This is a genomic window from uncultured Chitinophaga sp., from assembly GCF_937898475.1.
Lineage (GTDB): Bacteria > Bacteroidota > Bacteroidia > Chitinophagales > Chitinophagaceae > Chitinophaga.
This window is the reverse complement of the sequence record NZ_CALEJS010000013.1, coordinates 354,378-375,770: the sequence shown is the minus strand read 5'-3', so window position 1 is coordinate 375,770 and position 21,393 is coordinate 354,378. Positions and strand designations below refer to the sequence as shown.

Sequence of the window (21,393 nt, the reverse complement as noted above, 5' to 3'; positions counted from 1 at the left end):
TATCTTACAACGCCGTTCTGCTATCTTACAACGCCGTTCTGCTATCTTACAACGCTGTTCTGTTGTCTTACAACGCTGTTCTGTCAGTTGGTGCTGCGGCGTTATCTTATTTTCGGGAAGTACAGACATCATAACGGGAAGTTGAGACACCTCCGGTGCATATCCCCCGGACTACCTTCGTGATATAATTCTAAAAATCGATATATCATGAAACGTAGACACTTAACCTGCTTATCACTAGCCGCACTACCCCTGGTGATGGCCGCCTGTAACAAGGACGACGACAACATGCCGCCGGCAACATCCACCCCCACCATTACCATAGAAAATGTGCTGGATTCCAAACCGCTGGTTGAATCGGGCACCTTTAAGAACGAAGGCGCCTCTCCGCTGGTTATGCCGGGAGAATCTGTGTCCTTCCAATTCTCCGCTGCCAAAGGCCAGACCGTTACTTTCGCAACCATGTACGGCTGGTCAAACGACCTTTTCTTTGCTCCCGCCAACCCCGGTATCAAAGTTTACGAGGACAATGGTACACCGATAGAAGGAGACGTATCTGCACAGATCAAACTGTGGGATAACGGCACCCGTATCAACCAGGTTCCGGGCGCTTCCGTTGCTCACCCGGGCACCGCAGAAACAGCCCCCCAGAATATTACCGAGGTAAAGGGCACAGACGCCCAGGGCAATACCTACGCCGCCGCCTCATCGCTTATGAAGGTAACCTTGCACTATGAGGGAAATTCTAAATTTACCCTTACCATCACCAACACTTCAGGAAGTACCACCAATCCTACACCATTCAGCCCTGGTGTATGGGCCATCTCCTATATTGCAGGCGGCAACCTCCTGAATACCGCCCCCTTGTATGAAGCGGGTAAGCCTACTGCAAATGGCCTGACCAATATTGCAGAAATGGGCGATAATACCGAGCTGGGGGCTTATATCGCCGGACAAACAGGCATCTTTACACCGCTTTCCCCTGTGCTGGTAGTGGTGTATAACGGTATCGACAACCCCATCTATAAAACAGGCGAAAAAGACCGTGGCCAGGGCTTAAAGGAACTTGCCCAGCAGGGTGATGCCAGCGGCCTGGCGGCGTACCTTAAAACGGTACAGGGTGTTAAGGAAGTGTATGTACTTCCTGCAGCCGGCAGCAATGTGCTGTTGCCCAAGATAGGCGCGCAGGCAGGAAGCAGCGTTTCTCAGCAGCTGAATGTGGCAGCAGGAGATAGGTTGGCCATTGCCACTATGTACGGGCTGTCTAACGACTGGTTCTTTGCTTCAAAAGACAACGGTGTAGACGCTACTCAGAAAGGTGATATTTCTTCCTCCATCGGTCTGTATGATAATGGCACCGCCATTAACCAGTTCCCCGGCGCAGGTATTACGCAGTTTAACCTGGCTGGAACACCGCTGGAAGAGAGCCAGAATATTGAAGCAGTACCCAATCCCAATGCATTCACTACACTGCCGGAAATACCTAACATTATAAAAGTAACACTTAACTAAATATCAGTCTGGAAGCATGGTTAATACCATGCTTCCGGCTTTAAACAGCTATAGCAATGGAGAATAGATTTGAAGTGCTTAAAAGAGAGCAGGTATCAGTAAAGAACCAGCGGGTATTTGACCAGGTTAAAAGTGTATTTGGCGCTGTACCAAATCTGTATTCAACACTGGCCTATTCCCAGAACGCTGCTGACGCTTATTTCAAACTGGAAACCAGTCCCAGCTCATTAAATACAAGAGAAACAGAGGCGGTGAACCTGGTAGTGAGTGAGGTGAACAGTTGCCTGTACTGCCTCAGCGCACATACCATGATCGCTAAAAAGTCCGGCTTTACAGAAGCGCAAACCCTGGAGATAAGATCCGGCAGCGCTTCGTTTGACGGGAAACTCGATGCACTGGTAAAACTTACAAAGGAACTTTCGGAAAAAAGACATGTTGAAAACTACGCATTGCTGGATGCTTTTTTTGAAGCTGGTTACACCCAGGAGAACCTGATGGACATCATCATTCTGATTGGAGACAGAACCATCAGCAACATCCTGTACGCAGTTACCAAAGTCCCCATAGAGTTCCCCCTCGCAAAAAAACTTGCCTGAGTCTGTCAGGTTCAGGATAACGATACGTCTAATAGTTAAAGAACGCCATCAAAATGAAAAGTTTAATAAAAACAATACGCAATACCGTACCGGCAGCCCTGCTGCTGTCCTGCACTGCAGGAATAGTACATGCCCAGCAAATGGGCCAGTCCATGGCATCCGCTGAAAAGATGGATAAAATGGAAATGAAACCAATGTCTTACATGATACCGCAAAAACCGGAAGATATCAGTCCCCTGCTCAATGGAGAAAAGATCCCCATGGCCATGTTGCCGGATGCATCGGGAAAGATGATTGACCTGAATAAGACGGTGTCTCAAAAACCAACCGTGCTGATTGTATACCGCGGCGGCTGGTGTCCCTATTGCTCCAAACAGCTTTCAGGCCTCCAGGAGGCGGCCCCTGAGCTGGAGCAGCTGGGATATCAGCTGATCGCCGTCAGCACCGATGCGCCGGCAGGACTGTCGCAATCGGCTTCAAAAGAGAAGCTGACCTACACCTTGCTTTCAGATGCAGACCTCAGCCTGTCTAAACAGCTGGGCATTGCCTTCAAGGCGCCCAAGGCGTACTGGGAAATGCTTCCCAAAACCACGGGCGGAAAAGACAGTGATCTGCTGCTCCCCGTACCGGCGGTATATATCCTGGACAGAGCGGGTGTAATTCGTTTTGAGTACATCAATCCCGATTTCAAACAGCGCCTGAACCCGGCATTGCTGAAGGCAGCAGCCACCAGTATCAAAGCAGATCTTTAAAACAGCAAATCATGTCAACAGCAAAAAACAGTATAGCACTAACCGTCTTCCTGGTAATAAGCGGCATCAGTGCGGCATTTGCACAAATTACCGCCAGGCAGCAGGATGTTCCTGCAGCAAAGGAAATAACTTTTGTTGACGGGAAGTGGAAGGAAGTGGCCGCACAGGCCAGGAAAAGTGGAAAGTACATTTTTGTAGACGCTTATACCACCTGGTGTTTGCCTTGCAGGCAGCTGAAGAATGTCACCTTCAAAGATGAAGCAGCGGCGGCATACTTCAACGAACACTTCATCAACTGTGCATTTGACATGGAGAAAGGCGAAGGCATACAGCTGGCAGACCAATGGGAAATTATGGCCTACCCGGCATTGCTGTTCTTTACGCCGGAGGGCAAGATGATCATGAAACAGGTAGGTTATATAGATGGGAAGCAATTGCTTGCATTTGGTAAACAGGCGCTTGCCAGGAAATAAGATGATCAACATAACTTAAACGTAACACAATGGAAAAATTTTCATTATTAGCCAGGCTGGAGGCAAAGCCAGGTAAAGAACAACAAGTGGCTGATTTCATAAAAGGCGCCCTGTCGCTGGCGCAGCAGGAAGAACAGACCATCCGCTGGTATGCCCTGCAGATAGGTCCGTCTACCTTCGGGATATTCGATACGTTTGAAACAGAAGAAGGAAGGGAGGCCCACCTGGGCGGTGAGATCGCAAAAGCGCTGATGGCACATGCGCCGGAGCTGCTGGATAAAACGGAGATCGAAAAGGTAAGTATCCTGGCCTGCAAATAGCGTTTGTATGATCAGAGAGTATAATGAAAACGGAACATCGGCACGCTTTGTTATGCACTGCGGCAATAAGTTGTTTTCGGGTAAAGGGCTGAGCAAACCAGCCCCTTACCCGATCAACACCTTTGTTTACAACAAAGAGAGCGCCCAGGAAGTGGTGATAGACGAGGTGGCTTATACGATGCCCGAAGGTTCCATTCTGCCGCTTGTTTCCAACCAGCATTTTATATTCCAGCGTCCTGAATCATTAACTGCCTGGCAGTTTAACCGGGAGTTTTATTGTATTGCTGACCATGATTCTGAAGTAGGTTGCGTAGGGTTCCTCTTTTATGGGATACACCACCCCATGTTTATCCGGCTGGATGAAGAAGAGAACAGGGAAATGTCCCACCTGGCAAAAGTGTTTTCCGATGAGATGATGCTGAGGGATAATTTCCAGGGAGAAATGCTGCGTACCCTGCTGAAAAGGGTGATCATCAAAACCACCCGGATAGCCAAGCAGCAGTGTGAGAGCTATCAGCAGTTTGCCGATGAAAAGATGGATATTATAAGGAGGTTTTCACTGCTGCTGGAAGCTAACTTCAAACAACAGCACGAGGTCAGGTTCTACGCCAGCGTACTCAACAAATCGCCCAAAACGCTGAGTAACGTATTTTCGCTGCTGAAGCAGCCCGCTCCTTCTGTCCTCATCCGCAACAGGATCGTGCTGGAAGCCAAACGTTATCTCCATTATACCGAGAAAACCGCTAAGGAAATTGCCTACGAGCTTGGTTTTGAAAGCCCGGCGCATTTCAGCAGGTTTTTCAAGATGTATTCCGGTACCAACGTTTCCGAGTTCCGGAACATGTGATTAAGATGTTTAAAGCGTGTTAACATGTTCATCATGAGTAGTCTTCCCCGGGAGGAGACAGTAAATAGTAAGAACAGGGATTTTATCGAGTACTTCAATAAGCGGCTTGGCCGTACCCCCAACCTGCTGGTGGCTATGATGCATTCAGCCAATGCCTTAAGTGCCTATTATCCATTCCACAGCAGGAAAACATCCTTGTCAAGAAAAGAAATTGAAGCGATCACATTAACGGTTTCGCAGCATAACGGGGCCATGTACTGCCTCAGCGCACATACCATGATTGCAAAGCTGAACGGTTTCAGTGACGAAGAGATCCTGGAGCTGCGCAAAGGAAGCGCCTCCTTTAATCCTAAGCTGGATGCCATGGTCAAACTAGCCGGATACCTGGCCACCCATTGCGGCAGCGTCAACAATACCCTGCTCGACAATTTCTTTGCCGCCGGCTTCACCAGGGAAGATTTTATGGATGTGGTGCAGACCATTGGCGACACCTTTATTGCCAACATGACAGGCCGGGTGTTCCAGGTGCCTATTGATTATCCCCTTGCCAAAGAACTTTAAAAATTGAAATATATGAACTTGCAGAAAATCACTCGTTATATAGCACGGACAGTATTACTGTTCCTGCTTACCCCCGCACTTGCTCCCGCCCAGATGAAAAGCGGTGCAAAAACAGAAACCGCTACCTTTGCAGCAGGCTGCTTCTGGTGCGTGGAAGAACAATTTAAACAGCTGAATGGCGTCATCTCCGTAACATCCGGGTATACCGGCGGCACAAAGCCTCATCCTACCTATAAGGAGGTTTGTACAGGCACCACCGGCCATGCCGAAGCGTGTAATATTGTTTACGATCCGTCAAAGATATCCTACGATGAGCTGCTGGCCGCTTTTTTTGTAGCACATGATCCTACGCAGCTGAACCGCCAGGGATATGATGTGGGCACACAATACCGGTCTGCTATCTTTTACCACGACGATAACCAGAAAAAGCTGGCGGAATTCTATATCAAAAGACTGAACGATGAAAAAGCATACAACAAAAAGATCGTTACGGAAGTAGTTCCCTATGGCGTATTCTACAAAGCAGAAGACTACCACCAGAACTACTATGATAACAATATGGAAGCGCCTTATTGCCAGCGGGTGATCAAACCCAAGCTGGACAAATTCAGGGAAGTGTTCAAAGGGAAACTTAAAAATGGATAACGAATATAAAAACAGCACAATGAAATATTTTAAGATGCTGGCTGGCATCCTGATGATGATGCTATACAGCTGTAGCGGCAACGCCCAGAAGAATGATCAGATGGATAATGCCCGGAACAACAATCCGTATTATTCACGCACAGATACCACGCACCTGAATGTCAGCGATGCGGAGTGGAAAAAGATCCTCCCGCATGATCTGTACGAAGTAGCCAGGGAGCAGGGTACCGAACGGGCCTTTACCGGGAAGTACTGGGACAGTGAAACCAAAGGCACTTATTACTGTGCAGTGTGCGGCAACAAGCTGTTCCTGTCAGACGCCAAATTCGCGAGCAGCTGCGGCTGGCCCAGCTTTTTTGAACCGGTAAGAAAGAACAGCGTGTTGTATAAAGACGACTACTCTTATGGTATGCACCGTATAGAAGTGGAATGCGCCCGCTGCAACTCTCACCTGGGGCACATCTTTGATGATGGCCCCCCGCCAACACATAAAAGATTTTGTATGAATTCAGTATCCCTGGATTTTGAACCCGGTATATAATCAACAGTTATGAACAATCTTTTCAGCCCTGCGGGGAAAATTTACAACAACTGGCCCGCCTTTATTTTAAGGGTGATCGTTGGCATTGGCTTCTTCGTTCATGGATATGCGAAGCTCAGCAAAGGTCCGGAAGGATTTACAAAGCTATTACACCTGGTAGGTGTGCCCGCACCGGGTGTGATGGCCTGGCTGGGGATAGCTGCGGAAGTGATAGGCGGCCTTGCATTGATTGTGGGCGCTTTTGTAAGCATTGTATCTATCCCCCTGATCATTACCATGCTGACTGCACTGTTTACCATTCATTATAAGTTTGGATACAGTTCAATTAAGACAATCGGTTTGGATGCTGACGGACCAAAGTTTGGCCCTCCGGGATATGAGATCAACCTGCTTTATATCGGCGCATTGATCATGCTCATTTTTACCGGGGCAGGTAAATTTTCTGTAGACGCAATGATTGCCAGGAAGCGAAGTAGGGGAAGTTGAAGGCAGTAAATTGCGCTTGCATAAAAAAGACCGTCCCGCATAAGCGGGACGGTCCTGGTAAAATGGTTGGATAATAATTATCGTAAAGAGTAGCGCAGCGTTACACCATACGTTCTCGGATCTCCCAGTACTGCTGCATAATGTCCTGCATTCCCCGCTGCCACCAGCAGTTGCTCAAAGTAATTCTTATTGGCCAGGTTGCGGCCCCACACAAAGAGCGACAAACCTTCTGCCGCCCGGAAACCGATCCTCGCGTTCAGTAATGCATACCCGTCTATATTGAGGTATTGAGAAGGAGAGGGGCTGGATGAGAATGAAGAGCGGTAATAGGTATCAAAGCCAAGCACAAACTTGCCGCTCTGTCCAAGCAGGCTGGATGGTTTGGAAACAATTTCGCCACCCAGTGAACCGGCCCATTTGGAAATGCCCGGCAGCTGACCTCCTGAAATATCTTTAAAAGATGCCCTGCCGCCTGTTTCTTCCAGCGGAACAGGCGCGTTGGTGAAAGACACATACTCGCCTTCTGTGTAGGCTAAGGCGCCATATAAGGAGATGTGCTGTCCTATCCTGGTATTTGCATCCAGTTCAGCGCCCAGTACACGCACTTCTTCTGCATTGGCCAGGTAACCGCGGTTCACACCCACTTCGGGAGATTGTACCTGCGTCTGGTAATCATCAACGTTTGTATAGTGGAACACCGCATTCACGGTAGTATTTACAGACGGTTTCGTTTTTACTCCTATTTCAAAATGGCGTACATACTCAGGCTTGATCTGCGCCAGCTCCAGTATCGGTTTGCCGCCGGAGGTGGGTAACCCGCCCAGGTTCACGCCCACAGGCTTGTAGCTGGTAGAGTAAGTAGCAAAGGCATTGAAGTAAGAGGCCAGCTTGTAAGCCAGGGTGATCTGGCCGGAGAGGTTCCTTTCATCCACATTCGCCTTAAACGCCTGGTTGGAATACACGATCTGCTTAAGCGCCAGCAGCGCAGAATCTGTGGTCTGCAAGCCGCCATAGGTACGGCGGTCGTAATCCACTTTCTTTTGATCATAGTTGAAGCGCAAACCCGGCAACACATGCAGGCGATCTGTAATGGCCCAGTCTACCTGGCCAAATATAGCTGCGCCAAAGGTTTGCAGGCGTGATCTTGTTTTGATGCCATACCCTTCAAAGAGGCCCGGTGTTGACCACAGCGGGCTGGTAGTGCTTTGTGAGAAGCGCCATTGTGCCGCACCTGATTCTTCTATATGCTCAGGATCTGTCTTGAGATCCTGGCCAATGAAAAATACGCCGAGCACGCCGCTTAAACGGGAGGAAAAGTTACCGGCATAACGAACTTCCTGCGTCCATTGTTTATGCTTTGAAGTAGCCTGTGATAATGTTAATACAGGCAAACCGGTGAAGTCACGGTCATTAGACGGGTCCCAGTTCCAGTAACGCCAGGCCGTGGTAGAAGTTAATGTACCAGGTCCGGCTTTCAGGTCAATATTCAGTGAAACGCCGCCAAGATCGTTGCCGGAACGCCAGGTGGTGTTATGATCTATCAGCCTGTCAAACGGGTTACGGCTGGGCAGCTGGTAATTGAGATCAGCAATGATCTGTTCAAACTGCCGGTATTCGGGGCGTTGTGTTTTTACAACACCGGTTATTACCTGCGCATAACCTTCGGGGCGCTGGCGCGATGCATGACCTGCCAGTGTAATGGTCAGCCTGTCTGAAGGTATGTACAGCAGTTGTGCCCGTCCACCTATATTGTTAAGGTCATTGATGTGTTTATCGGTAGCTACATTATACAGGGTGCCATCACGCTGGGTACCTGAAAATGATACGCGTGCCGCCAGCTTGTTGGACAGCAGGGGGCCCGAAATGGAGCTTTTAGCCTGGATGTACCCGTAGTTGCCATAGCTTACCTCGAAGTTGGCGGTAGGCGTAAACGTAGGCTTACGTGTAGTGATGTTGAATGCACCCGCTGTGGTGTTCTTACCAAACAGGGTACCCTGGGGGCCGCGCAATACTTCAATCTGTTCTATGTCAATAAAGTCAAGCGTTGCGGCCGCGGGCCGTGCGTAATACACCGCGTCTACGTAAAAGCCAACACCAGGATCAATACCGTCATTGGTGAGGCCAAAGGTAGACCCCAGGCCACGGATATTCAGCGTGGTGTTACGCGGGTTAGACGAATAGAGCTGAACCGTAGGCACCAGCTCCTTTAAACGGTTCACGTTAAAGTTGCCGGTTTCTTCTACCCGTGCGCCGCCAACAACGGAGATGGGTATGGGCACATTCTGCGCGGTTTCTATACGCCGCCTGGAAGTGATCACTACTTCAGACAGCTGGTTATCATTATCCAGCGTAATGTTCAGCGCAGCGTCTTCGAGCGCTGTTACCTGTACATCCTGTGATTTATATCCAACAGAACTGATCCTGAGTGTAAAAGGCGGCGCCTTTCTCACTGCGATGCTGAACTGCCCGCTGCCATTGGCAATGGCATGTGTGCTGCCTCCTTTTACAATAACCGTGGCCCCCGGCACCGGGGTACCCGAACTGTCTTTAATCACGCCCGTTATCTGGCGCTGCGCGAAAGCTATGTTTGTTCCGATAAGAATGAATAATATAAATAGTACTGATCTTTTCATGAATAAAGGATTAAGGGAATATTGCATATAGAAATGGATGTTCGAAAATGTATGCAGCATCAGCATGCTGCGTACATACATATCCAGGAGAGAGATCTTGGAAAGTGATAATATCGTCGCATAGTATGTTAAGTCTACTGGTTTGGTAGACAAATATACTTTGGTTTTTTAGATTTTAAAATATTATTTGAAAAAAATCTGGTTTTGTCCGGTTTGGCAGGTTAGCTACAGGCGCTGCTGTGGCTCTTCTGCAGTGGGAATAGTGGAGGTCCGGAACTGTTTTTCAGGTTGAAAACCAGCTTTTAAACGCTTTTTCCTTAATATTGTAATAACGCAACCCCAATGATGCACCCCAATCATACATACCCCCTGTACAACTATCACTATTGTATAACTAATCAAATGCATTGTCATGAACTACTATTACCTCAACGCCCTTGGCGAACAGCCTTTGTATATTGACAACAAGAAAGACCGCGATGCCGTCATTGATAATATCATCCGGCTAAGAGCGCACCTGAACGATAAAAAGAGAGGCATTCCCGAAAAGAAACTATCCGGCAATCTCATTCTTGGTACCTGGAACCTGCGTGAGCTGGGTAATACAAAGTATGGCGGCCGCATGCCCGAATCGTTGTATTATATTGCCGAGATCATATCAAGGTTTGACCTGGTAGCGATACAGGAAGTAAGAGACCAGCTGGGCGATTTCAATAAAGTATGCCGCATCCTGGGAAGCGACTGGGGCGTGTTTACCAGTGTGGTTACCCAGGGCGCTTCGGGCAACAAAGAGCGCCTGGCCTTTTTGTACGACAAGCGCACCGTGGCTTTCCGTAACATTGCCGGGCAGATCATCCTCCCGGAATCAGACGCCAATCCCCAGTTTGCAAGATCGCCCTACATTGTAAGGTTCCAGTCTGGCTGGCTGAAATTTGATATCTGCACCGCCCACATTTACTATGGAAAGGATATTAAAAGCTCTGAAGCGTACCAGCGGCGGGTAAATGAGATCGCCACCCTCACCGGCCATCTCAAAAAATATTACATAGAGAAGAAAGAGGCGTACAACATGTTCCTGCTGGGCGATTTCAATATTGAAGATACCAACAGTCCTACCTATAAAGCGGCTACCTCTTCTGCGTTTAAGATCCCTAATGCTATACTGGGCAAGAACCTGTTCAGCAATGCGAAGCAGGACAAGATCTACGACCAGATATTGTACTATAACCAGTTTGCCGACATCACCTTTACCAAAGCCGGTGTCTTTAATTGTTACGAATCGGTATTTGACAATCTCAAGGGCTATGCCGCCAGGATCAACCGCCACCAGGATAAGAAGATCGATTCAGTAAAAGCCTTCAATGATTTCAGGACTTACCAGATGAGCGATCACTTTCCCCTGTGGGTGGAAATGAATACGGATCATACCGAAAGCTACCTGGGGATGATCAAAAATAAAAAGCATTCTTAAGGCGTAGTATACCGGGTGTATACAAACAAAAAAGCTCTTCGCCGGTAAGACGAAGAGCTTTTTATTTATTTTAAAGATAGCTTATGCGCTGCAGGTTACACAACCTTCTTCCATTGTACAAACCGCACCTTCAATGATCTCTTCTTCCTGGCTGCCTGCACCTGCTACTACTACCGGTTCCATCTGCTGTCCGCCTTGCTTTTCAACAGTGAACTGTACAGCCTGTGAAGCGGCCTGTGTGCGCAGGTAATACATACCGGTCTTCAAACCTTTCTTCCATGCGTAGAAGTGCATAGAGGTGAGTTTAGCAGTAGACGGTGTATCTACGAACAGGTTCAGTGACTGAGACTGGCAGATGAACGCGCCGCGGTCTGCCGCCATATCGATGATCGTACGTTGTTTGATCTCCCAAACTGTTTTGTACAGTTCTTTGATGTTGGAAGGTATTTCCTGTATCTGCTGTATAGAACCGTTGGCGGCAATGATCTTGTTCTTCATGTCATTATCCCACAGGCCCAGTTCCACCAGGTCTTTCAGCAGGTGTTTGTTCACTACCACAAACTCACCGCTCAGTACACGGCGGGTGTAGATGTTGGAAGTGTAGGGCTCAAAGCACTCGTTGTTGCCCAGGATCTGGGAAGTAGAGGCGGTAGGCATGGGCGCCAGCAGCAGTGAGTTGCGGATGCCATGCTTTTTGATCTCCGCTTTGAGGGAAGCCCAGTCCCAGCGGGGAGAAGGCGTTACACCCCACATATCGTACTGCAGGATACCTTTTGAAGCAGGAGAGCCGGCAAAGGTTTCATATGCACCGTCTTTTATAGCCAGGTCTTTTGATGCGGTCAAGGCAGCAAAGTAGATGGTTTCAAAGATCTCGGAGTTCAGCTTTTTGGCGGCTTCGCTCTCGAAAGGATAGCGCATCAGGATGAAGGCGTCTGCCAGGCCCTGTACGCCCAGCCCGATAGGACGGTGGCGCAGGTTGCTGCGGCGTGCTTCTTCTACAGGATAGTAGTTGTTATCAATGATCCTGTTCAGGTTCACGGCAGCCTGGTAGGTTACCTCGAACAATTTCTGATGGTCAAACTGACCGTCTATCACAAAGCGGGGCAGTGCCAGCGATGCCAGGTTACATACCGCCACTTCATTGGCGTCTGTATATTCAATGATCTCTGTGCAAAGGTTGGAGCTCTTGATAGTACCCAGGTTCTGCTGGTTGGATTTGCGGTTGGCAGAATCTTTATACAGCAGGTACGGTGTACCGGTTTCTATCTGTGCTTCCAGGATAGCGAACCACAGGTCCTGCGCTTTCACTGTTCTGCGCTGACGGCCTTCTTTCTCATATTTTTCATACAGCTGCTCAAATTCTTCGCCCCAGGTGTCTGCCAGTCCGGGTGCTTCATGCGGGCAGAACAGGCTCCAGTCGCCATTGGATTCCACGCGTTTCATGAACAGGTCAGATACCCACAGTGCGTAGAACAGGTCGCGTGCGCGCATCTCTTCTTTACCGTGGTTCTTGCGCAGGTCCAGGAACTCGAACACATCAGCGTGCCAGGGTTCCAGGTAGATGGCAAAAGCGCCTTTACGTTTACCGCCGCCCTGGTCTACATAGCGGGCAGTATCATTGAACACGCGCAGCATGGGGATGATACCGTTGGAGGTACCATTGGTGCCGCTGATATAAGAGCCTGTAGCGCGGATATTGTGAATGCTGAGACCAATACCGCCTGCGCTCTGGGAGATCTTGGCAGTTTGTTTCAGCGTATCGTAGATACCATCGATGCTGTCTCCTTTCATGGTGAGCAGGAAGCAGGACGACATCTGCGGTTTGGGTGTACCTGCGTTGAATAGGGTAGGAGTGGCGTGTGTGAACCAGCGCTCACTCATAAGGTTATATGTTTTGATGGCAGATTCAATATCTTCCTTGTGGATACCTACTGCCACACGCATGAACATATGTTGAGGGCGTTCCGCTATTTTGCCATCCACTTTCAGCAGGTAAGAGCGTTCCAGTGTTTTAAAGCCAAAATAGTCGAAAGCGAAGTCACGGTCGTAGATGATATTGGAATCCAGTGTTTCGGCATTCCTGCGGATGATCTCCCATACATCATCAGATAAGAGGGGAGCCGGTTTGCCTGTTTTAGGATCAATATACTCAAACAGTTTCTTCATTGTTTTGGAGAAAGATTTCTCCGTATTCTTGTGCAGATTGCTCACGGCTATGCGGGATGCCAGCAGTGCGTAATCCGGGTGTTTAGTGGTCAGTGAGGCCGCGGTCTCTGCTGCCAGGTTATCCAGTTCAGTGGTGGTAACACCATCATATAAACCTTGTATTACCTTTTTGGCAACATCTATCGAATCTACATATTCTGCATTCAGGCCATAACAAAGCTTTTCAATACGTGCGGTGATCTTATCAAACTTTACGGACTCCTTTCGTCCGTCCCTTTTTATTACAAACATGGTGTATTGAATTTAAGCGGTAAGTAAATAAATTAGCTATTAGTCTTTGGCGTTTAGCTGTTAGCAGCTTGCATTATTCCATTGCTAAATGCCAACAGCTAACAGCTTATATTAAAAGTCTTCGTCCAGGCTAAATGTTTGTGTATCCTTGCCAGACATTACGCCGGCTTTCTGATAATCACCCACACGTTTTTCAAAGAAGTTGGTCTTGCCCTGCAGCGAGATCATTTCCATGAAATCAAACGGATTGGTAGCATTAAATATTTTGGCGTAGCCTAATTCACTTAACCAGCGGTCAGCTACAAACTCGATGTATTGCGCCATCAGTGCGCTGTTCATGCCGATAAGCGCTACCGGCAGTGCGTCTGTGATGAACTCTTTTTCAATGGCTACTGCATCGCCAATGATCTGGTGCACTTCTTCCTGTGTCAGTTTATTCTGCAGCATGCTGTAGAGCAGGCAGGCAAATTCACAGTGCAATCCTTCATCACGGCTGATCAGTTCATTGGAGAAGGTAAGGCCGGGCATCAGTCCTCTCTTCTTCAGCCAGAAGATGGAGCAGAAGCTGCCGCTGAAGAAGATACCTTCTACTGCAGCAAAGGCCACCAGGCGTTGTGCAAAGTTGCCGTTGTCTATCCAGCGCAGGGCCCATTCTGCTTTCTTCTTCACAGCAGGCACGGTATCAATGGCGTGGAACAAACGGTCTTTCTCCACCGGGTCTTTCACATAAGTATCAATTAACAATGCGTATGTTTCAGAGTGGATATTTTCCATCATGATCTGGAAGCCGTAGAAACAACGGGCTTCCGGTATCTGTACTTCGCTCATGAAGTTTACGGCGAGGTTCTCATTCACAATGCCATCGCTGGCGGCAAAAAATGCCAGCACATGTGTAATAAAATGGCGTTCGCCATCGTTGAGGCCAGCCCAATCTTTCAGGTCTCCGCTCAGGTCTATTTCTTCAGCCGTCCAAAAACTCGCTTCATGCCGTTTATATATTTCCCATACTTTCGGATAATTAATAGGCAGCAGTACAAAGCGGTCTTTGTTCTCTTTCAACAAGATCTCATTTTCAAGGTTCATACGCCAAATATTTTTAGTTATGCTATACTCTTGTGCCGTTAAGGGGGGTGACGAAGACGCCTATCCATCAGGTGAGGAAGGCTTCACAATCGCCAATACCTTATACGCGAAGGCTTTGACAAAACGTTGCGCTGGCAGGTATCTGGCTTCCCTGATATCTTTACCGTTTCTGCGCACGGGATCAGGAATCACAGTAGCGCGTCTGCTCGTGATTCTAACACGATTCCCTATTAATTCTTCCCGGGGAGTGCCGGGAGAAACCAATGCAACGAAGTCAAGAACTGACGCAAATGTAAGTACGAATGAATCGGATATCCGTTAAAGTTTTTAACACGTGTGGAAAAAGAACGTGAACAATTTCGAAATGCAGGGATGGTGGGAACAACCCTGTGCAAAACCTTGTGAAAAGCCCGCCAGTATTGATACACATTAGAATTTATTTTCTCATATTTACATATGCTCAAGCTCGTTCAGATACAAAAAAAATATTATGAAACGCTGATCCTCAATATTCCAGCGCTCAACTTATCAGCCGGCATTTACCGGGTGCAGGGCGGTAACGGGGTGGGGAAAACTACCTGTCTGAAGACCATCGCCGGACTGATACCATTTGAAGGTGATGTGATCGTAAATGATACTATTAGTAGTAAAAAAAATCCCATACGTTTCCGGCAGCTGGTCAGCTATGCCGCCGCAGAACCTTTGTACCCGGGCTTTCTCACGGGAAAGGACCTGCTGCGCCTGCATGTATCGGCGAAAGACAAAGCGCATGAAGATGTAATGCAGATGGCGCCTGCAATGGGCATCAACGCTTTCCTGGATAATCCTGTGAGCAGCTATTCCAGCGGCATGCTAAAAAAATTATCACTGCTGCTGGCCTTTACAGGAGCACCCTCGCTGATATTGCTGGATGAGCCGCTGATCACACTGGACCATGGCGCCATACCCGTGCTGTACGAATGGATCCGCCGTTTTCATGCACAGTACGGCGCTAGTTTTTTTATCACTTCCCACCAGATGATCGCAGATAATGCGCTGCCCGTCACTGCTACACTGGTAATAGATGATAAGAAAATATCAACTGTTTATCCACAATGAATTCACATTTAAAAAAGAATATACGTATATGATGCAGGTGTTAGGCCGCATATTTATTACCCGCTTTTACGCGCAGAACACCGGGTTCTTTTTCCTGCTGTTCTACTTACTGTTTGGTGTTGTGCAGGGCGGACAGCTGATCACTTATCACTACGGACTGTTGCTGGGCATTGTAAGTAACACCGGTGGATTGCTGCTGGGACTCAGCCTGTGGTTATTATACAATTTTAAATGTGTGTGGTATATACTGGCTACTTTGAATAATGAGGAATTTGCTTTCCTGTACCAAAGCCTGGGCAGTATAGATGGTGCGCGGCAGCGGCGTATATGGCTCAGCGTGCATGCAGGGATATATGCACCGGTATTGCTGTATGGCAGCCTGGCGGTTGTTGTAGCGGTTACAAAACAATACTACGCTGCCGCTATTATCCTTGCAATGTTCAATGTACTGATGTGCTACGGCCCGGTATGGATCTATTACTACCTGCTGCAACATCCCGGTGCGGAGTTTTTTTATCACAGGTGGCAGCAATGGCTGCACCGCCACTTTCATAAGCCTTTGCCTTTGTTCTATGTGTATGAACTGGCCACCAGGCGTACGCGTTCTTTACTCGTATTAAAGATATTTTCCTGTGTAGTGTTGCTGGCTACTTTTTCACTGATGAAAGAAAATGCATATGATGTAAGAGCAGTGCTCACCGGCATGCTGATCGCTGCATTGCTGCACACCATTGTTGTATTTGATCACCGTCATTTTGAAGATCAGTTCCTGGTGTTTACACGTGCGCTGCCTCTTCCGCTCTGGAAAAGATACGGCGCCCTGGGCATCACGTATGGCGTATTATTACTGCCCGAACTGGGATTGCTGATGATACACACCTTCCCGCATAGCAGCTGGCATTGGCTGCTGATCATACTATTCGCTATATCGGTGTTGCTGATGTTCCGCTGCCTGCTGTATTTTCCGCGACTGGACCAGGACAAATACCTGCGTTGGGTATTCATCATCTTCTGTGTGCTGCTGTTCATGATACTGGGGCATCTGTATACGTGGGCCATCCTGTTGCTGCAGGGTGTTGCCTTCACGCTTTTTGCGCTTCGCTATTATCGTTATGAACCACAGTATGAACAGGTGCAGTGATTTACACTTTCAGTTTCTCGCTCAGTTCACACAATGCCGTTAATAACTGCGGGATGAGCTTTATGGCGGTTTCATCGGTAAGATTGCCTTCCTTATCAAACTTGTGCTGCGCAGTAGCGATCATCACTTCCGGCCTGTTTACCGCATAGGCATTCAGGTATACCATTACCTGTCTTAAATGATACTGCATACGTGATGTGCCCTGTGCGCTGATACTGGCGCCCATAATAGCCACCGCTTTATTGTCGAATGGTTTTTCAGGATGGCGCGATAATATATCAATCGCATTTTTGAGTACTCCGGGAATAGAGTAGTTATACTCCGGAGAAACGATAATCACGCCATCTGCATCCTTGATCTTTTGTACCAATTGTTCTACACTATCGGGAAATTTCTCACTGTGTATATCCGCATTATACAGCGGTATATCACTGATATCTTCCTGTTCAATGGTGATATGGTCAGGAGCAAGCTTTTGTGTTGCCTTCAGGGCCATGGTATTGTAGGAGCCCTTGCGTAAACTACCTGAGAACGCAACAAAGCGAAACTGTTTTTGAGACATATGAGACCCTAAGCAATTGAGAGGCCAATTGCTAAAATTCCAAATACCAAAATCCAAATACCAAAATGAGCGGACGGGATGTCCAGCATTTACATGTCAGTATTTTAAATCCTGCGGTATCCTCACTTTGGAATTTGGATTTTGGAATTTGGAATTTATATCCTTGGTTCTTTTTTGAGGAACTTCCGTTTAATCACCTCCTGCACTGGTACGCCTTCAATTTTGCTTTCCAGCCAGCTGATAATGTCCAGGTAGAGGAAGGAACGGCGCTCGTAAGGGTTGCGGGAGATGAGCACCAGTTTTTCTTTCAGTTCGGCAAAGGCATTGCGCAGGGCTTTGGGATGTGCGTAGATGTTCTTGCGCAGGAATTTCAGGATCTCTTCCATCATCTGTCCAAGGTCCTTATTCTTGGCAATAAAGTGATAAACAGATTTGATGAGGTATTCTACCAGGCTGTAATTTTCCAGCTCATAATGCGCTATGAGGTGCAGTATGCGGGCAAAGCACTGGATATCTGCCCGGAGGTTGCCTATCCGCAGGTGGATGATCTTGTTGAGGTAGACAATGGCCCGGTTGTTATCGCCGCTGCCAAAGTACAGGCAGGCAATCTTATAGTAGAACACCAGCACCCGGTGCTGGTCTACCTTCAGCTGATGTTCGGCAATACGTTCTTCCAGTTCGGGCACCAGCGCAAGTCCTTCACTGAATGTGCCTTCCAGGAAGTGCCGGTTGATCTTGGCCGTATACAGGTATACGAATGCGTTGGTACGGGTATTCTCATTGAAATTTTCCTGCTGGCAGTCAATGAATGCTTCCAGCTCCTGTAATACCTGTCCGAACTTATCATCGTTCATCGTATAAAAGTGGGCGGTCAGCAGGTTATGCATGGCCTTAATGTACATGTCTACATCCGCTTTCAGCAGGGAGGGGTACTCCTTGAACAGGTTCACCCATTTCTGGGTATAGCGGTAGTACATGATGAAGTCCTGCAGTATGTAGTAGTACCAGCAATACGCCTGGTACAGGTAGATCTTTTCGTAGAAGCTCATCCCGTTCCGGGAGAGGTGGGGGGCATTATCATCAAAAAACTGCTTCACCATCGCCGCATCTTTTTCGTTGCGGGCATGACCCAGTTTAAGATACAGTCCGTACAGCTGTAAAGAGAGGGTACTGAGGCGGCTGATGCTGGTGAGCTGCTGTTCCAGGTGGCGCGATTCATCGCTCAGCTCTTCCGCCCGGTTTTCCAGGCTGCGGGTAATGTGGCGTGATTCTATCAGCTTCTCAAATTCCACGATCTCGTAGGTCAGCATCACTTCCTCCTGTTCTACAGACATGGCCTTGGCCCGGGAAAGCAGTTTCAGGCTCTGGGTATACAGGCCCTTATTGTAGAGCACCCTGGCATAATCCAGCTGCTCCCGCAGGTCTATCAGGGGGTCTTTCTGCTTGTACAGCAACCGCAGACTGGTAAGCAATTGTTTGTACAGGTGGGCTTTTACGTTACTGAGCTGCTGCTTTTTGATGGCCGGTATCTTTTTCAAAATCAGGTCCTCATCGTAGTCCTTCATTTTGTCGAGGGTGTTGAAAAGCTGTATGAACAGCACATCCTCTTTGGTATTATTCTTATTGAAAGCCAGTTGAAAATTCCTTTTTTCTGCTTTCGTTAGCGTTTTTATTAATATGAATAAAGCGTCATGCTGACTGTTGGGCATCGTTATTAAAGTCTTGTAAATAATTGATTTTTAGTCAATTAATAGTATTCCATTGATCTTAAAGATCGTAATTAAGGCAAATTTAACGATATGGCTATTAACTATTGACCATTAGATTTGAAGGTGTAATCAACAGGAAGCGTAAAAATAAACAACAAAGATCAATTCACAGCACAATTCCGGGGCTTAAATTTTGGAACTTGTTGAATGTGAATAGGTTGAAAAATATCTAAGGGATGGGAAAGACATTAGTTGATAAAATTTGGGATCAGCATGTGGTCGTCAGCAAGCCCGGTTTTCCGGATGCCTTGTATATCAACACTCATTTTATACATGAAGTAACCAGTCCCCAGGCATTCGACGGGCTGCGCAAAAGAGGGATCCCGGTGTTCCGCCCCCAAAAAACCAGGGCCACGGCAGATCATAACGTGCCCACCATCAACCAGCACTTACCCATTAAGGAAGCGCTCAGCCGCCACCAGGTGGAGATGCTTACCAAGAATACCAACGAATTTGGCGTAGAACTATACGGATTGGGTCACCCCTTCCAGGGCATTGTACACGTAATAGGCCCTGAGCTGGGAATTACCCTGCCGGGGATGACTATTGTTTGTGGCGACAGTCACACCTCCACCCACGGGGCTTTTGGCGCCATGGCCTTTGGCATCGGTACCTCGGAGGTGGAACAGGTGCTGGCTACCCAGTGTATCCTGCAATACCGTCCCAAGCGCATGAAGATTGAGATCAATGGCCAGCTGAAAAGGGGCGTGGTGTCTAAAGACATTATCCTCTATATCATATCAAAGATCTCCGCCTCCGGCGCTACCGGCTATTTCGTAGAGTTCTGCGGCGAGGCCATCCGCAACCTGAGCATGGAAGCCCGGATGACCATCTGTAATATGAGCATTGAGATGGGCGCCCGCGGCGGACTGATAGCTCCCGATCAAACCACTTTTGACTATATCAAGGGCCGCCAGTTTGCGCCCCAGGGGGCGGACTGGGATAAGGCCGTTGCCTACTGGCAGACATTACATTCTGACGCAGATGCGGAGTTTGACCGTGTGCTGACCTTTGACGCGGCTGATATTGAGCCGATGATCACCTACGGTACCAATCCCGGTATGGGTATGGGCGTTACGCACCACATCCCTTCCCTGGAGCAGATCGAGGACAAGGAAAGGCCTTCCTTTAAGAAATCACTGGATTATATGGCGCTGGAACCTGGCAGCGCGCTGCTGGGTAAAAAGGTGGATTATGTATTCATCGGCAGCTGCACCAATTCCCGTATCGAGGATCTGCGGATGGTGGCCGGATTTGTTGCCGGCAAACATAAAGCAGATAACGTGGAGGTATGGGTAGTGCCGGGATCCAAACAGGTGGAGGCGCAGGCAAAGAAAGAGGGGATAGACAAGATCTTTGAAGCGGCAGGCTTTCAGCTGCGCGAGCCCGGCTGCTCCGCCTGCCTGGGTATGAACGAAGATAAGATACCCGCAGGTATGTATTGCATATCCACTTCCAACCGCAACTTCGAAGGCCGCCAGGGACCGAATGCACGCACTTTCCTGGCGAGTCCCTTAACCGCGGCAGCAGCTGCCATCACAGGGGTTGTAACGGATGTAAGAGAATTGATATAACAGATAGGGGCTGACCCTGCAACCGGTGATGCTATTTAACAAAAATGCCCGGAACAGGGTGAAGCCTGAGAGAAGATGGGTAAAATAGCATACGAACTGGTATCGTTTAAAACAGATTAAAAATGTCCTGGAACGCGGATCTCTATAAGAACAATTTTGCTTTCGTACATCAGTACGGCAGCAGCCTTATTGAATGGCTGCAACCGCAGGCAGGCGAAAAGATACTGGACCTGGGATGTGGCACCGGTGAGCTGACGGCAACGCTGGCTGATTCCGGTGCACAGTTAACAGGGCTTGACAGCTCGGCCACTATGATCGAAAGCGCGCGGCGAAATTATTCGCAGCTGGAGTTTGTAGTGGCCAACGCGGCCTCTTTTTCTCTACCCGTGCAGTTCGACGCTGTTTTCTCCAACGCAGCCCTGCACTGGATGCAGGAGAAAGAACAGGTGGCCGCCCGTATGTATCAGCACCTGAAACCGGGCGGCCGCCTGGTGCTGGAAATGGGCGCCAAAGGCAATGTAGAGGCCATGCTGCAGGCACTGGAAAGATCTATGCAGCAGCACGGCTATCAATACCGTCCGCGCTGGTATTTCCCCTCCCTGGGAGAGTATACAACCATACTGGAAAAGTACGGTTTCCGTATTCACCAGGCGTACTGTTTTGACCGCCTTACTGAACTGGCCAACCCGGAAAATGGTATCATCGAATGGTTTGACATGTTTGGCGACTACTTCTTTGAAAACATTCCGGCGGATGACCGCCTGTCTATCCTGCGGCAAACGCAGGAGGCGCTCAGGCCCTCCTGTTACCGCGAGGGCAAATGGTATGCAGATTATGTACGCCTGCGGATAGCGGCGGTAAAACATTGAAGA

Annotated in this window: 20 protein-coding genes and 1 riboswitch; of the genes, 15 read left to right on the top strand and 5 right to left on the bottom strand. The window is 48.4% G+C overall.

The genetic code is table 11. The features are described 5' to 3' along the window. Positions 1-207: 207 nt before the first annotated feature. The 10 genes from Q0577_RS07190 to Q0577_RS07145 are packed head-to-tail and all read left to right on the top strand — an operon-like array spanning position 208 to position 6,733. Positions 208-1,512, top strand: a complete 1,305-nt coding sequence (locus Q0577_RS07190; RefSeq protein ID WP_298734168.1) for a spondin domain-containing protein — start codon at positions 208-210, stop codon at positions 1,510-1,512. Positions 1,513-1,568: 56 nt separating this feature from the next. After that, the gene (locus Q0577_RS07185) at positions 1,569-2,108 is read left to right on the top strand and encodes a carboxymuconolactone decarboxylase family protein (protein ID WP_298734165.1); all 540 of its coding nucleotides are present in this window, start codon (positions 1,569-1,571) and stop codon (positions 2,106-2,108) included. 53 nt (positions 2,109-2,161) lie between these two features. After that, a complete protein-coding gene (locus Q0577_RS07180) occupies positions 2,162-2,860 on the top strand; it encodes a peroxiredoxin-like family protein (protein WP_298734162.1) in 699 nt (232 codons plus the stop codon). Positions 2,861-2,871: 11 nt separating this feature from the next. Beyond that, complete coding sequence (locus Q0577_RS07175; protein ID WP_298734160.1) at positions 2,872-3,333, top strand: thioredoxin family protein; 462 nt, start codon at positions 2,872-2,874, stop codon at positions 3,331-3,333. Positions 3,334-3,362: 29 nt separating this feature from the next. Then, complete coding sequence (locus Q0577_RS07170) at positions 3,363-3,653, top strand: antibiotic biosynthesis monooxygenase (protein WP_298734158.1); 291 nt, start codon at positions 3,363-3,365, stop codon at positions 3,651-3,653. 7 nt (positions 3,654-3,660) lie between these two features. Beyond that, the gene (locus tag Q0577_RS07165) at positions 3,661-4,500 is read left to right on the top strand and encodes a helix-turn-helix domain-containing protein (protein WP_298734156.1); all 840 of its coding nucleotides are present in this window, start codon (positions 3,661-3,663) and stop codon (positions 4,498-4,500) included. A gap of 33 nt (positions 4,501-4,533) precedes the next feature. Further along, entirely contained in the window at positions 4,534-5,061 is a 528-nt protein-coding gene (locus Q0577_RS07160; RefSeq protein ID WP_298734154.1) for a carboxymuconolactone decarboxylase family protein, read from the top strand. Positions 5,062-5,073: 12 nt separating this feature from the next. Further along, positions 5,074-5,706, top strand: a complete 633-nt coding sequence (msrA, locus tag Q0577_RS07155) for a peptide-methionine (S)-S-oxide reductase MsrA (RefSeq protein ID WP_366884013.1) — start codon at positions 5,074-5,076, stop codon at positions 5,704-5,706. 19 nt (positions 5,707-5,725) lie between these two features. Then, a complete protein-coding gene (gene msrB / locus Q0577_RS07150; RefSeq protein WP_298734152.1) occupies positions 5,726-6,247 on the top strand; it encodes a peptide-methionine (R)-S-oxide reductase MsrB in 522 nt (173 codons plus the stop codon). Between the two features lie 9 nt (positions 6,248-6,256). After that, positions 6,257-6,733 carry a DoxX family protein gene (locus Q0577_RS07145; RefSeq protein WP_298734150.1) on the top strand — a complete coding sequence of 159 codons (477 nt, stop codon included), beginning with the start codon at positions 6,257-6,259 and terminating at the stop codon, positions 6,731-6,733. A 77-nt stretch (positions 6,734-6,810) separates the two neighbouring features. Here Q0577_RS07145 and Q0577_RS07140 read toward each other — a convergent pair whose 3' ends face one another. After that, positions 6,811-9,519 carry a TonB-dependent receptor gene (locus Q0577_RS07140; RefSeq protein ID WP_298734148.1) on the bottom strand — a complete coding sequence of 903 codons (2,709 nt, stop codon included), beginning with the start codon at positions 9,517-9,519 and terminating at the stop codon, positions 6,811-6,813. Positions 9,520-9,778: 259 nt separating this feature from the next. Here Q0577_RS07140 and Q0577_RS07135 point away from each other — a divergent pair, with 259 nt between their 5' ends. Continuing rightward, positions 9,779-10,837, top strand: a complete 1,059-nt coding sequence (locus Q0577_RS07135) for an endonuclease/exonuclease/phosphatase family protein (RefSeq protein ID WP_298734146.1) — start codon at positions 9,779-9,781, stop codon at positions 10,835-10,837. Positions 10,838-10,918: 81 nt separating this feature from the next. On the opposite strand, the gene Q0577_RS07130 is transcribed toward Q0577_RS07135, so the two are convergent. Then, on the bottom strand, positions 10,919-13,294 hold the full coding sequence (locus Q0577_RS07130; protein ID WP_298734144.1) for a ribonucleoside-diphosphate reductase subunit alpha: 2,376 nt from the start codon (positions 13,292-13,294) through the stop codon (positions 10,919-10,921). 111 nt (positions 13,295-13,405) lie between these two features. Next, positions 13,406-14,377 (bottom strand): ribonucleoside-diphosphate reductase small subunit, encoded by a 972-nt coding sequence (locus Q0577_RS07125; RefSeq protein WP_298734143.1) that lies wholly within the window; start codon positions 14,375-14,377, stop codon positions 13,406-13,408. Positions 14,378-14,492: 115 nt separating this feature from the next. Further along, positions 14,493-14,657, bottom strand: a riboswitch (cobalamin riboswitch). Positions 14,658-14,833: 176 nt separating this feature from the next. Here Q0577_RS07125 and Q0577_RS07120 point away from each other — a divergent pair. Beyond that, positions 14,834-15,475, top strand: a complete 642-nt coding sequence (locus tag Q0577_RS07120; protein WP_298734141.1) for an ATP-binding cassette domain-containing protein — start codon at positions 14,834-14,836, stop codon at positions 15,473-15,475. Between the two features lie 28 nt (positions 15,476-15,503). Next, positions 15,504-16,616: a hypothetical protein gene (locus Q0577_RS07115; RefSeq protein WP_298734139.1), complete on the top strand. Its 1,113-nt coding sequence runs from the start codon at positions 15,504-15,506 to the stop codon at positions 16,614-16,616. A gap of 1 nt (position 16,617) precedes the next feature. Here the strand turns inward: Q0577_RS07115 and Q0577_RS07110 are convergent, their stop codons facing one another. Together Q0577_RS07110 and Q0577_RS07105 are read right to left on the bottom strand one after the other, a co-directional pair. Next, a complete protein-coding gene (locus tag Q0577_RS07110) occupies positions 16,618-17,178 on the bottom strand; it encodes an NAD(P)H-dependent oxidoreductase (RefSeq protein ID WP_298734137.1) in 561 nt (186 codons plus the stop codon). A gap of 155 nt (positions 17,179-17,333) precedes the next feature. Continuing rightward, positions 17,334-18,887 carry a hypothetical protein gene (locus tag Q0577_RS07105; RefSeq protein WP_298734135.1) on the bottom strand — a complete coding sequence of 518 codons (1,554 nt, stop codon included), beginning with the start codon at positions 18,885-18,887 and terminating at the stop codon, positions 17,334-17,336. A 236-nt stretch (positions 18,888-19,123) separates the two neighbouring features. Between Q0577_RS07105 and leuC the strand changes: the two genes are divergently transcribed. Together leuC and Q0577_RS07095 are read left to right on the top strand one after the other, a co-directional pair. Next, entirely contained in the window at positions 19,124-20,521 is a 1,398-nt protein-coding gene (gene leuC, locus Q0577_RS07100) for a 3-isopropylmalate dehydratase large subunit (RefSeq protein ID WP_298734133.1), read from the top strand. A gap of 122 nt (positions 20,522-20,643) precedes the next feature. Further along, on the top strand, positions 20,644-21,390 hold the full coding sequence (locus Q0577_RS07095; RefSeq protein ID WP_298734131.1) for a trans-aconitate 2-methyltransferase: 747 nt from the start codon (positions 20,644-20,646) through the stop codon (positions 21,388-21,390). Positions 21,391-21,393 lie beyond the last annotated feature (3 nt).

What these genes read in the sequence shown, in the direction of transcription:
- msrA (WP_366884013.1), top strand. Translation starts at nt 5,074, where the DNA reads ATGAACTTGCAGAAAATCACTCGTTATATAGCACGGACAGTATTACTG.
- Q0577_RS07170 (WP_298734158.1), top strand. Translation starts at nt 3,363, where the DNA reads ATGGAAAAATTTTCATTATTAGCCAGGCTGGAGGCAAAGCCAGGTAAA.
- Q0577_RS07160 (WP_298734154.1), top strand. Translation starts at nt 4,534, where the DNA reads ATGAGTAGTCTTCCCCGGGAGGAGACAGTAAATAGTAAGAACAGGGAT.
- msrB (WP_298734152.1), top strand. Translation starts at nt 5,726, where the DNA reads ATGAAATATTTTAAGATGCTGGCTGGCATCCTGATGATGATGCTATAC.
- Q0577_RS07120 (WP_298734141.1), top strand. Translation starts at nt 14,834, where the DNA reads ATGCTCAAGCTCGTTCAGATACAAAAAAAATATTATGAAACGCTGATC.
- Q0577_RS07185 (WP_298734165.1), top strand. Translation starts at nt 1,569, where the DNA reads ATGGAGAATAGATTTGAAGTGCTTAAAAGAGAGCAGGTATCAGTAAAG.
- Q0577_RS07165 (WP_298734156.1), top strand. Translation starts at nt 3,661, where the DNA reads ATGATCAGAGAGTATAATGAAAACGGAACATCGGCACGCTTTGTTATG.
- Q0577_RS07095 (WP_298734131.1), top strand. Translation starts at nt 20,644, where the DNA reads ATGTCCTGGAACGCGGATCTCTATAAGAACAATTTTGCTTTCGTACAT.
- Q0577_RS07125 (WP_298734143.1), bottom strand. Translation starts at nt 14,377, where the DNA reads ATGAACCTTGAAAATGAGATCTTGTTGAAAGAGAACAAAGACCGCTTT.
- Q0577_RS07175 (WP_298734160.1), top strand. Translation starts at nt 2,872, where the DNA reads ATGTCAACAGCAAAAAACAGTATAGCACTAACCGTCTTCCTGGTAATA.
- Q0577_RS07130 (WP_298734144.1), bottom strand. Translation starts at nt 13,294, where the DNA reads ATGTTTGTAATAAAAAGGGACGGACGAAAGGAGTCCGTAAAGTTTGAT.
- Q0577_RS07190 (WP_298734168.1), top strand. Translation starts at nt 208, where the DNA reads ATGAAACGTAGACACTTAACCTGCTTATCACTAGCCGCACTACCCCTG.
- Q0577_RS07180 (WP_298734162.1), top strand. Translation starts at nt 2,162, where the DNA reads ATGAAAAGTTTAATAAAAACAATACGCAATACCGTACCGGCAGCCCTG.
- Q0577_RS07135 (WP_298734146.1), top strand. Translation starts at nt 9,779, where the DNA reads ATGAACTACTATTACCTCAACGCCCTTGGCGAACAGCCTTTGTATATT.
- Q0577_RS07110 (WP_298734137.1), bottom strand. Translation starts at nt 17,178, where the DNA reads ATGTCTCAAAAACAGTTTCGCTTTGTTGCGTTCTCAGGTAGTTTACGC.
- Q0577_RS07115 (WP_298734139.1), top strand. Translation starts at nt 15,504, where the DNA reads ATGATGCAGGTGTTAGGCCGCATATTTATTACCCGCTTTTACGCGCAG.
- Q0577_RS07145 (WP_298734150.1), top strand. Translation starts at nt 6,257, where the DNA reads ATGAACAATCTTTTCAGCCCTGCGGGGAAAATTTACAACAACTGGCCC.
- leuC (WP_298734133.1), top strand. Translation starts at nt 19,124, where the DNA reads ATGGGAAAGACATTAGTTGATAAAATTTGGGATCAGCATGTGGTCGTC.
- Q0577_RS07105 (WP_298734135.1), bottom strand. Translation starts at nt 18,887, where the DNA reads ATGCCCAACAGTCAGCATGACGCTTTATTCATATTAATAAAAACGCTA.